8 protein-coding genes are annotated in these 11,608 nt (G+C 51.5%); 1 reads left to right on the forward strand and 7 read right to left on the reverse strand.

Going from position 1 to position 11,608, the window contains the following annotated elements:
* The 7 genes from HMPREF3277_RS05615 to rimP form a co-directional block, all read right to left on the reverse strand.
* On the reverse strand, positions 1-514 hold a 514-nt coding region (locus HMPREF3277_RS05615; protein WP_094113478.1), incomplete at its 3' end, for a DUF4189 domain-containing protein.
* Positions 515-652: 138 nt separating this feature from the next.
* Positions 653-1,192 (reverse strand): DUF4189 domain-containing protein, encoded by a 540-nt coding sequence (locus HMPREF3277_RS05620; RefSeq protein ID WP_070870302.1) that lies wholly within the window; start codon positions 1,190-1,192, stop codon positions 653-655.
* A 138-nt stretch (positions 1,193-1,330) separates the two neighbouring features.
* The gene (locus HMPREF3277_RS05625) at positions 1,331-1,846 is read right to left on the reverse strand and encodes a DUF4189 domain-containing protein (protein ID WP_049230195.1); all 516 of its coding nucleotides are present in this window, start codon (positions 1,844-1,846) and stop codon (positions 1,331-1,333) included.
* Between the two features lie 198 nt (positions 1,847-2,044).
* Positions 2,045-4,813: a calcium-binding protein gene (locus tag HMPREF3277_RS05630; RefSeq protein ID WP_070870303.1), complete on the reverse strand. Its 2,769-nt coding sequence runs from the start codon at positions 4,811-4,813 to the stop codon at positions 2,045-2,047.
* Between the two features lie 350 nt (positions 4,814-5,163).
* Positions 5,164-8,070 (reverse strand): translation initiation factor IF-2, encoded by a 2,907-nt coding sequence (infB, locus tag HMPREF3277_RS05635; protein WP_141765186.1) that lies wholly within the window; start codon positions 8,068-8,070, stop codon positions 5,164-5,166.
* Between the two features lie 11 nt (positions 8,071-8,081).
* A complete protein-coding gene (nusA, locus tag HMPREF3277_RS05640) occupies positions 8,082-9,584 on the reverse strand; it encodes a transcription termination factor NusA (protein ID WP_070870305.1) in 1,503 nt (500 codons plus the stop codon).
* A 25-nt stretch (positions 9,585-9,609) separates the two neighbouring features.
* Complete coding sequence (gene rimP, locus HMPREF3277_RS05645) at positions 9,610-10,041, reverse strand: ribosome maturation factor RimP (protein WP_003741871.1); 432 nt, start codon at positions 10,039-10,041, stop codon at positions 9,610-9,612.
* 354 nt (positions 10,042-10,395) lie between these two features.
* Here rimP and serC point away from each other — a divergent pair, with 354 nt between their 5' ends.
* Positions 10,396-11,502 (forward strand): phosphoserine transaminase, encoded by a 1,107-nt coding sequence (serC, locus tag HMPREF3277_RS05650; RefSeq protein ID WP_070870306.1) that lies wholly within the window; start codon positions 10,396-10,398, stop codon positions 11,500-11,502.
* Positions 11,503-11,608: the final 106 nt, after the last annotated feature.

Consider the following 11,608-nt stretch of genomic DNA (forward strand, 5'->3'; position numbering starts at 1 on the left):
AGTCGGGATGGCGGGAACAGCCTGAATATTTAATTTCGCATTTGAACGGTTTTCCCTTCTCACAAACCTCAATTGCTTCTTTTTCAGCTCCCTCAACGTAATCATGCCCTCCTATCCCGGCAACACGACCTTTCCCTATCTCGCCACCTACTGCAATCGCAGCACAGGAGTTACGGTATTCGGTTACCATATGGCAACCTTGTCCCTTACGAGATATAGGGTTTTTGCCACCTCCAGCTTTAATACAGTTTTCCAATGCCTCTTTATTAGCAGAACGGTAACCTTCAGTATTGTTCTCAGATATACCAATAGCACGATTGGCAGCATTATAATAAATCGCTCCCCAACGAGTAGGAATATTAATCACGTTACGTTGCGAAGAACCCTTTCCTCCCCAACCGCACGCGCTGCCATCGACAGTTTGGCAATAACCGTCAGTCGGATTCCCTCCCAAAGGGTTGCCCAAGGCAGTAAAACTATTCAATGCCATCAATATCAAAAATATCTTCTTCATCTTTATACCTCTTAATCTTTTTCGCTATTCGTTTCTCTCAAAACCCTGCTGCATAGCTCAGCATCGCTTTCGACCCTATCGCTGCAAAATAAGTTTTCAGACGACCTCTGAGCATTTAGGGGTCGTCTGAAAATTCATTTAGTAACGAAGGTAGTCGGGATGGCGGGAACAGCCTGAATATTTAATAACACACTCATTAGAATATTTACTACATTCAGCTAAAGCTTTTTGTTCTGCTTTTTCTATATAATCATCACCAGACCATCCCGTACCACCTTTCCCTTCTTCCTTGCCTCCAACAGCAAAAGCTGCACAAACATTACGATATTCATGTTTCAACCTGCAACCTTTACCATCACGAGCAATCGGATTTTGACCGCCACCGGCTTTAATACAACTTGCCAACGCCTCTCGACGGGCAGATCTTTCGCCTTCGGTATTATTTTCCGAATAACCCACCGCACGATTGACGGGGTTAAAGTAAACAGCTCCCCAACGATTAGGAATATTGATAACCCGACGCGCCTGCCCTCCTGACTGATTATTACCGCTACACCCCGCCAAGTCCGGTCTTTGAATACAAGGATTCATCACAGGATCGTTAATCGCATTCAATCCGTCGGCTAAAACAAAGGGGCTAACCTGCATTGCCAACAACATCAAAAATATCTTCTTCATCTTTATACCTCTTAATCTTTCACGCTATTCGTTTCTCTCAAAACCCTGCCGCATAACTCGGCATCGCTTTCGACCCTATCGCTGCAAAATAAGTTTTCAGACGACCTCTGAGCATTTAGGGGTCGTCTGAAAATTCATTTAGTAACGAAGGTAGTCTGGATGGCGGGAACAGCCTGAATAGCGGATGGTGCATTTAAAAGGGCGATTTTTTTCACAGGAATCAATAGCATTTTGTTCAGCAGTCTCCAAGTTGAAATCACTTTTAGCAGAAACACGACCATTCCCTATTACACCACCAATTGCAATTGCTCCACATCCATTTACATACTCAGTCATAAAATGACATCCCTGACCATTAGAAGCTATTGGATTTTTGCCACCACCATTTTTAATACAGTCAGCTAGTGCTTCTCGTCTTGCTGACTCTGCACTTTTAGTATTGTTTTCAGATACTCCTATGGCTCGATTTGCGCCATTAAAATAAATAGCACCCCATCTATCAGGAATGTTAATAACCCGTTTTGTTTGCCCCATTGGTCGGTTATTACCCGCGCAACCCGGTAAATCAGGATGATAGGCACAAGGATTGCTCATTTCGTTTGCGTTCGCGAAACCGCTTAAAATCATGGCAGCCATTAATAATATATGCTTCATCGGTTTATTCCTTATTTTTGAACATCAATCATATTCTTACTTTACCCTGCTCCCCAAGCAACCCAGTCAAAATCAGACGGACTGTTCCCACTTTATAGTTCATCGCCACACAATAAAGTTTCAGACGACCCCTAGTCCTTCAGGGGTCGTCTGAAAAAACAAATCAATCGACAATGCTGCCGTATTGCTTTGTGAAACTTACAAAACGCCTTGATGGGCGGTATCGTGTCCCAAAGCGGTCAGGAATTGCGACATGCTGTATGTTTCGCCTGAGGCGGCAAACTTGAACGCATCTACGGTATCGCCGCCATCTGAGGAGTGGACGGCATCCAAGACGGTCAGGGTGTCGTCGCTGCCTTTGAGTTTGACCACCCAGTTCTCTTTGTTGTTTCCTGCTTTATTGATTTCCAAATCGATGTCTTTCAGCGTCAGATTGCCTGAGAACAATACGGTATTGTCCTCGCCGCTTGCGTTCAGCGACAATTTGTCATGCCCGCTGCCTTTGCCGAAGGTAATCGTATTGGCATAGCTGCCGCCGGAAATGGTGTCATTGCCTGCGCCGGCATCAATGGTGCTGTCGTGTCCGACTTTGACGGTGTCGTCGCCGCTGCCGCCGATAAAGGTGGTTTTACCGCCGTAGTTGCCTGAAACGCTGACGGTATCGCCGTTGTCGGTACCGTGGATAATGCGGTTGGAGCCTTCGTACAGCCGTTGCTCAAAGGTATCGCTGTCGTCATTCAGGTATTGAATAATCGTGCCGTCTTTGCGGACATGGGATACTTTCAAGCCGAAATGTTCGATGATTTGTTCCGTGCTGTATGTGCCGTTGTCGAATTGGAACTCGGATATGGCGCCTTGCGAACCCATTTGGTTTTTAATCGTCAATACGTCATTGCTGCCTTTGATGGAAACGGTCCATGTGTTGCCGTTCAGACGGGGGTTGATGGTGTAGTCAAACGGATCGGGCGTGTAGTCGATGCCGGTTTTGTCGTAGCCCGGGGTCACGGAAATATTCAAGTCATCCAATGTCAAGCCGCCGGTAAATTTTACGGCGTTGCTGATGGAGGTGGGATTGAATTCTTCGTCGATATCGAAACCGAAGTCGAAAATGGTGTCGTGTCCGTATCCTTTGCCGAAGACATAGGTATCACGCCCATCGCCGCCTTCCAGATAGTCATCGCCTGCGCCGCCGTCGAGGTAATCGGCTCCGACCCGCGCATACAGTTTGTCATTGCCGTTTCCGCCGTACAGTTTGTCGTCTGAAGACCATTCGTTGCCCCAGTAGGTCGTGCCTTCGTCTCGGATAATGTCGTCGCCGTCCATGCCGTAAATCACGTCCCTGCCGTCTGTGCCGGAACTTAATTCGTCATTAAACTTGCTGCCGACAATCACATCGTCGTTCGGCGTGCCTTCATTTTTGATGCCTTGGTCGGCTTTTCCGGTGTTGACGGCTTTGAGCAGGGTTTCGGCTGTATAGTTTTCGCCGAGGAATTGGAATTGGTTGATGGAAATATGTCCTTGGGCGTCAACTTGGTTTTGAATGGTTGCCGAGCCGTTGGCGGATGTGATTTCCCAGTTTTTGCTGCCGTCGGCATTGTCGATGACGTTTACTTTGATGTCGCTGACACGGAGGTCGTCTGAAAACTTCAGGGTATTGTTGCCTTGATTGTCGATAATCGTATCGTCGCTGCCGTAAATATAGGTGTCGTTGCCTGTTCCGCCTTTCAACATATCTTTGCCTGCTCCTCCGATTAAAGTGTCGTCGCCTGCGTCGCCGTTGATGGTGTCGTTGCCATCGCCGCCGTCCAAATAGTCATTGCCGTCGCCGCCGTTAATGTTGTCGTTGCCGCCCATGCCGTAAACGGTATCGTTGCCGCGGCCGCTATTGAGTCGGTTGTGTCCGTCGTTGCCGGTCAGGGTGTTGTTGCTGTTGTTGCCTGCCGCGTAGATATTGGCGTTGCCGGTCAGGGTAACGTTTTCAACGTGGGTTGAGGCGGTATAAGAAACGCTGCTGATCACGGTATCATTGCCTTCGCCGCTATTCTCAACGACAACATCTTTTGCGTTATCCACATAGTAAGTATCGTCTCCGATGCCGCCGCGCATCATGTCCGCGCCTGCTTTGCCGTCGATGACGTCATTGCCGACGGTACCGTTCAGCGCGTCGTTCCCATCCGTGCCTTCAATACGTTCGCCTGCATTGTCGCGTATTTCTACTTGCGCTTGGGTGGCTTTGATGAATTGGTTGAGGTTTAATGTGCCGTTTGCGAAAACAAACCGTTGGACGGAAGGCATATTGCTGCCTTCTTGGTATTGATTGGAAATGGTCAGGACGGATTGGGTGTGTTTCACTGCGATACGCCAGTCCTGTCCGCCCTCTGCATTGCGCACGGCGGTAACCGTCAGATCGTCTGCGCTGAGACCGTCTAAAAAGCGGATGCTGTTGCTGCCTTGGCGGTCAATTACTGTATCTTTGCCGCTTTTTTCGCCGAACAAATAGGTATCGTTGCCTTCCCCCCCTTGCAATACGTCGTTTCCTGCCGCGCCGTCCAAGATATCGTTGCCTTCATCGCCGAACAGTTGGTCGTCGCCTTCCCCCCCGTTGATGTTGTCGTGACCTGCGCCCCCGTAAACCGTATCATTGCCGCGCCCGCTATACAGGCGGTTGTTGCCGCTGTTGCCGACCAATACGTTGTCTGAATTGTTGCCCGCGCCATAAATATTATCCGAACCGGTCAAAACCAAGTTTTCGACATTGTTCGGCAAGGTGTAGCTGACATTGCTATAAACGGTATCCTGTCCTTCATTTGCCTTTTCCACAATGTTGTCTGCGGTATGGGTGGCATAATAGACATCATTGCCCTTGGTTCCTTGAAAAACCTTGGGTTCGGATGACTTTTCCAAAGATGCGGAGTGTGCGGCGGCTTCTTCAGAAACGATTGCGCGAAAGACTTGTTTTGTATCCATGATATTATTTTTTCCGTGAGCTGACGGTTGCCTATCCGGGGAGATGGGATAAATAACCAGATTGGGGGGATCGTAATTTATTGATTGAATCGTTACACGCAGTCGAACTGCGTGGCTTCCTTAGACTGCTTTATCCTCAACAAGTTCTAACTCTTTCTCAAAACATTATTTAATCGGAATTTATATTTCAATTGATTAATTTGTTTATCATTTATGCCAAATTGAATTCAAACCAAGATTAAGCGTTGGGCAACGCCGTACTGCGCCAATCCAATCCGCTATAAAACAAAAAGGTCGTCTGAAAACCACTTTTCATGGTTTTCAGACGACCTTTTATTTACAACGGTAAATTACAGCGAGCGGGCGACTTCGACGATGTCGAAGCATTCCAGCTGGTCGCCTTCCATAATTTCGTTGTAGCCTTTGATCATCAAGCCGCACTCGAAGCCCATGCGGACTTCTTTGACGTCGTCTTTGTAGCGTTTCAAAGAAGACAGTTCGCCGGTGTGGATGACCACGTTGTTGCGGATGAGGCGGATATGGGAATCGCGTTTGACCACGCCGTCGGTAACCATACAGCCTGCGATGTTGCCGACTTTGGATACGCTGATGACCTGACGGATTTCGACCATACCGGTAACCTGCTCTTTCTCTTCCGGCGCCAGCATGCCGCTCATGGCTGCTTTGACGTCGTCGATGGCATCGTAAATGATGTTGTAGTAGCGGATTTCCACGTTTTCATTTTCGGCAAGTTTGCGCGAAGAAGCGTCTGCACGCACGTTAAAGCCGATGATGAACGCGCCTGAAGCGATGGCAAGGTTGACGTCCGATTCAGTAATACCGCCCACGCCGCTGTGCAATACGTTCACTTTCACTTCGTCGGTGGACAGTTTTTTCAGGCTACCCGCCAAAGCTTCGTAAGAACCTTGTACGTCTGCTTTGATGATGACCGACAGGGATTGGGCTTGGTTTTCGCCCATGTTGTTGAACATATTTTCCAGCTTCGCCGCCTGCTGTTTGGCAAGGCGCACGTCGCGGTATTTGCCTTGGCGGAAGAGCGCGATTTCGCGGGCTTTTTTCTCGTCTGCCAACACCATTGCGTCTTCACCGGCGTTCGGTACGTCGGACAAGCCGAGGATTTCGACCGGAATAGACGGGCCGGCTTCGTTGACGGCTTTACCGTTTTCATCAACCATCGCGCGGATTTTACCGAACGCAGTACCGGCAAGCAGCATATCGCCTTTTTTCAGCGTACCGCTTTGCACCAAGAGGGTGGCAACCGCGCCGCGTCCTTTGTCCAGACGGGCTTCGACGATGATGCCTTTCGCGGGCGCATCGACAGGGGCAGTCAGTTCCAATACCTCGGCCTCAAGCAATACGGCTTCGAGCAATGCGTCGATATTGATGCCTTTTTTGGCGGACACATCGATAAATTGCACATCGCCGCCCCATTCGTCCGGCACGACTTCATGCGCGGTCAACTCTTGGCGGATGCGCTCGGGGTTGGCAGCCTCTTTATCGATTTTGTTCACGGCAACCACCATCGGTACGCCCGCTGCTTTAGCATGAGCAATGGCTTCGATGGTTTGCGGCATCACGCCGTCGTCGGCTGCGACCACGAGAATCACGATGTCGGTTGCTTTCGCACCGCGCGCACGCATGGCGGTAAACGCTTCGTGACCCGGGGTATCCAAGAAGGTAATCACACCACGAGGGGTTTCAACATGGTATGCACCAATGTGCTGGGTAATGCCGCCCGCTTCGCCTTGTACCACTTTGGCGCGGCGGATGTAGTCCAGCAGGGAAGTTTTACCGTGGTCGACGTGACCCATGACGGTAACGACCGGCGGACGCGGCAATGCTTCGGCTTCTACAGCTTCCACGCCTTCATCCAAGAATGCTTCGGGATCGTCGGCGGCGGCAGGTTTGCCGATGTGGCCGAGTTCTTCCACCACAATCAGGGCGGTGTCTTGGTCGATGGATTGGTTGATGGTGACCATCATGCCCATTTTCATCAGGGCTTTGACCACTTCCACGCCTTTGACTGCCATTTTGTGCGCCAAATCGGCAACGGTAATGGTTTCGGGAACCAAGACTTCGTGTACGACGGGTTCGGTCGGTGCTTGGAAGGCGTGTTGGTTCGGCTCGAGTTTGAGTTTCTTGCCTTTTTTACCGCTGCGTACGCGCTCGTCGTCGCCGTTACGCGCATTGCGGTCGCGTCCGCCTTTACCGCCTTTGCCTTTGGCGTTTCGGCCTTGGTTGTCATCGTCGCGGTTGTGGCGGTCTTCTTTTTTCGCACGGGCAGGATTGGCGGCTTTGCCTTCTGCGGGCACGGCTTTGGCTTTTTCGGCAGGCTTGCGCTGCTCGGCAGCTTTGGCTTCGGCTGCGGGCTTGGCTTGCTGATCCGCCTGTTGTTTCATGGCTTCACGGCGCGCTTGACGCTCTTGTTTTTCTTTCAACAAGGCTTCTTGATGGGCGCGTAAAGCGGCGGCGCGGCGTGCTTCTTCGTCGCGTTGCGCTTGCTCTTCCGCGCTGACCACAGGTTGCGGAGCGGCAGGGGCAGCCGGTTTGGCTGCTTTTTTCGCGTCTTTGCCTTTATTGCCTTTGTCTTGTTTAGGTTTGGCTTTGCCTTCGGCAGGTTTTTCAGACGACCTTTGGGCAGGTTTGTCTTCAGCCTGAACTGCTTGTGCAGCAGGTTCTGCCGGTTTGTCGTCGGCTTTGCTTTCAGCTGCTTTTACGTCGGCAGGTTTTTCAGCCGCTTCAACAAGTTTCGCTTCTTCCGCTTTGACTTTCGGCTCGGCTTTTGCCGCTTTGGCAGCCTTCAACTTCGCAGCTTCCGCTTCGGCTTTCGCACGCGCTTCGGCACGGGCGGCGGCCTCAGCTTCGGCTTTCGCCTGTTCTGCGGCTTGGTCTTTCGCTTCTGCCTGCTCGGCTTTTTGTGCTTCAGATGCTGCTTTGGCTTTAGCTTCGGCGGCAAGCTCTTCCGGCGAAGGAATCGTTACGGAACGGCCGCGTTTGCGTTCGACTTTGACGCCGCTGACAGTGCTGACTTCGGTTTTTTTGCGGCGGATACTGATGGTTCCGCCGTCATTGCCGTTTTTCTTTTTCAGATAGGCGTTCAGCAGTTGCTTGTCGTCCAGCGTCAGGGAATCGCTGCCGCTGCTTTTATTGACGCCGGCTTCTTTCAGTTGTTTCAGCAAATCATCGACGGGGCGTTTCAGTTCGGCGGCAAATTGTTCTACGGTTGTGTTACTCATCTGTACCCCCATTAGTTCTCTTCGGTAAACCAGTGTTCGCGGGCAGCAAGAATCACTTTTTTCGCCGCTTCTTCATCTACACCGGTTATTTCAATCAGTTCGTCAACGGCAAGTTCGGCCAGATCGTCGCGGGTGGTTACGCCGGCTTCCGCCAGTTTGCGGAGCATATCGGAATCTACGCCGTCCAGATTGCGCATGTCGTCTGAAACTTCTTCCAGCTTCTCTTCGGACGCAATCGCCATGGTCAGAATCGCATCACGGGCGCGGTTGCGCAGGGTTTCGACGATTTCTTCGTCAAAACCTTCGATGGCGAGCAGTTCGGCAGCCGGAACGTAAGCAACTTCTTCCAGCGTGGCAAAACCTTCTTCCACCAAAATATCGGCGGTTTCGTCGTCGATGTTCAGATACGCGGTGAAGAGGTCGCGGATGGCCGCGTCTTCGGCGGCGGTGCGTTCGTCCGCCTCTTCGACGGTCATGATGTTCAACTGCCAACCTGTCAAATCAGATGCCAAGCGCACGTTTTGACCGCCGCGGCCGATGGCAAGCGCAAGCTGGTCTTCGGCAACGATCACATCAACCGCGTGTTTGTCATCGTCAATCACGATGCGGCTGACTTCGGCAGGAGACAGCGCGTTCATCACGAACTCGGCAGTTTCAGACGACCACAACACCACATCAATGCGCTCGCCTGCCAATTCGTTGCTGACGGCGTTCACACGGGAGCCGCGCACGCCGATACAGGTGCCTTGCGGATCGATGCGTTGGTCGTTGGCTTTGACCGCCACTTTCGCACGTTGGCCCGGATCACGCGCCACTTCGCGGATTTCCAACAAACCGTCTGCAATTTCAGGCACTTCCATTTCGTACAGCTTCGCAAGGAAATCGCCCGAGGTACGGCTGAGGATGACTTGTTTGCGGCCGGTGTTGCCGATTTCGTCCACACGCAAAAACAGCGCGCGGATACGGTCGCCGCCGCGGAAGTTTTCACGCGGAATCATTTGTTCGCGCGGAATCAGCGCGTCCAGCTTGCCCGGAACGACTTCGACGATGATGCCGTGGCGCTCTACGCGTTTTACCGTACCTGAAACGATGTCTTCCTTAACGGCCAAGAATTCGTTCAGATTTTGCTCGCGCTCGGCATCGCGGATGCGTTGCAGGATGATTTGTTTGGCAGTTTGCGCGGCTTGGCGGCCAAAGCCTTCGTTCGGCAGCGTTTCTTCGTAGTAGTCGCCGATTTGAATGTCGGTACCCGGAATTTCTTCTTGGATTTCTTCGATGGTTTTTTCCAGGTCGGGATAGGTGTAATCCTCGTCGGCAACAATCAGCCAGCGGCGGTAAGTATGATATTCGCCGGTATCGCGGTCGATTTCGACGCGCACGTCCATGTGCTCGCGGTCGGCTTTTTTCTTGGCTGCGGTAGAAAGGGCAAATTCCAATGCTTGGAACACCACTTCCGCTTCAACGTTTTTCTCGCTTGCCAACGCTTCGGCAAGTTGCAACATTTCGCGACTCATTTTTTAGAATCTCCAATATCAAGTTTTAAAATTTAAATTCGGGGCGCAGGCGGGCTTTATCGATATTATCCAAGCCGATTTGCGCGGTTTTGCCGTCGAAAGAGAGCGTTACGGTATCGTTTTCACAACCCTCGATGCGGCCGATAAAATTCTTTTGTCCGTCAACCGGCAGGCGGGTTTTGATTTTTGCCTGTTGTCCTGCAAAGCGCACGAAATCGGCGGCTTTTTTCAGAGGCCGGTCAAGGCCGGGGCTGGAAATTTCCAGATTTTTATAATCGATATCTTCCACCATGAACACGCGGCTCAAATGATTGCTGACGGTCGCGCAGTCTTCGACGGTAATCCCGCCTTCCTTATCGATAAACACGCGCAGCGTGCCTTGCGCAGTCAGCTCGAAATCGACCAGTTCGTAGCCCAAACCCGGCAGGGTTTTTTCGAGAATTGTTTGAATATCCATGAATCTCCCGGAGTACATAAACAAAAAAATGGCCCCGTGGCCATTTTTCGTCAAAATTGAAAAATTGGCTTATTATAACCGCTTTCCACTCAAAAGAAAAGCGTTGATTTATCGCGGCTTTTTTCAGACGACCTCATAGAATGAACACGCCTGGCGGCATAAAACCAATCTTAAAATTGTTGACAAAAACGGTCGTCTGAAAAACCACTATTAAACCTTACCCATTGATAATCATCATTTTATTTCCAATCTTTCTTTTTCAGACGACCCCATTTCCCTACCATACGGCTTGCACGAAGCACGCCGTCATTCTAAAATCCAAAGCTGTTATCATCGAAACAAAAAGGCATTGCCATGTCCGCCCGCCCCATCTACAACTTTTCCGCAGGCCCCGCCGTCCTGCCCGAAGCCGTATTGCGTACCGCGCAGCAAGAAATGCTCGACTACAACGGCACAGGCTTCCCCGTCATGGCGATGAGCCACCGCTCGGAAATGTTCCTCAGCATCCTCCATCACGCCGAACAAGACCTGCGCACGCTGCTGAACATTCCTTCCAACTACAAAATCCTGTTCCTGCAAGGCGGCGCAACCACACAATTCAACATGGTTGCGATGAACCTGGCGCATGGCTTCCCGTCCGCCGACGCAGTGGTAACGGGCAACTGGAGCCGCATCGCCTACGAACAAATGAGCCGTCTGACCGATGCCGAAATCCGACTGGCTGCGCACGGCGGCGAACAATTCGACTATATCGCCCTGCCACCCGTCGAAACTTGGGACATAGACAAAAACTCCGCCTTCGTCCACTTCGTCATCAACGAGACCGTCAACGGCCTGCAATACCAAACCGTTCCCAAACTTTCAGACGACCTGCCGCCGCTCGTTTGCGATATGTCCAGCGAAATCCTCTCGCGCGAGTTTGACGTTTCCGACTACGGGCTGATTTACGCGGGCGCACAAAAAAACATCGGTCCCGCCGGCGCAACCGTCGTCATCATCCGCGAAGACCTGCTCGACCGCTGCCCCGAGAGCATTCCCGACGTCTTCAACTACCGCTCCCACCTCAACCGCGACGGCATGTACAACACCCCGTCAACCTACGCCATTTATATGTCCGGTTTAGTATTCCGCTGGCTGCTGACGCAAGGCGGCGTGAAGAAAATCGAAGCCGTCAACAACATCAAAGCCCAAACGCTTTACGGTGCCATCGACGGCAGCGGCGGCTTCTACATCAACCGAATCCGCCCCGATGCCCGCTCGAAAATGAACGTCGTCTTCCAAACCGCCTCAGCCGAACTCGACCGCCGCTTTGTCCTCGAAGCCGAACTGCAAGGCTTATCCCTGCTTAAAGGCTACAAAACCGTCGGCGGCATGCGCGCCAGCATCTACAACGCCATGCCGCTCGAAGGCGTACAGGCATTGGCGGACTTTATGAGCGATTTCCAACGGCGTTACGGCTAAGACAAAATGCGCCTTTAAAAGCACAGCCGATTCAACACAAATCTCAAGCGCGGATGAATGCGTACCGTAATCAGGTATAGTGGATTAAATTTAAATCAGGACAAGG

The organism is Neisseria sp. HMSC70E02, assembly GCF_001838645.1.
In the GTDB taxonomy this organism is placed as follows: Bacteria; Pseudomonadota; Gammaproteobacteria; order Burkholderiales; family Neisseriaceae; genus Neisseria; species Neisseria macacae.

Bases quoted from the DNA above. Each gene is read 5' to 3' on its own strand.
- HMPREF3277_RS05620 (WP_070870302.1), bottom strand. From the start codon at position 1,192: ATGAAGAAGATATTTTTGATGTTGTTGGCAATGCAGGTTAGCCCCTTT.
- HMPREF3277_RS05625 (WP_049230195.1), bottom strand. From the start codon at position 1,846: ATGAAGCATATATTATTAATGGCTGCCATGATTTTAAGCGGTTTCGCG.
- HMPREF3277_RS05630 (WP_070870303.1), bottom strand. From the start codon at position 4,813: ATGGATACAAAACAAGTCTTTCGCGCAATCGTTTCTGAAGAAGCCGCC.
- infB (WP_141765186.1), bottom strand. From the start codon at position 8,070: ATGAGTAACACAACCGTAGAACAATTTGCCGCCGAACTGAAACGCCCC.
- nusA (WP_070870305.1), bottom strand. From the start codon at position 9,584: ATGAGTCGCGAAATGTTGCAACTTGCCGAAGCGTTGGCAAGCGAGAAA.
- rimP (WP_003741871.1), bottom strand. From the start codon at position 10,041: ATGGATATTCAAACAATTCTCGAAAAAACCCTGCCGGGTTTGGGCTAC.
- serC (WP_070870306.1), top strand. From the start codon at position 10,396: ATGTCCGCCCGCCCCATCTACAACTTTTCCGCAGGCCCCGCCGTCCTG.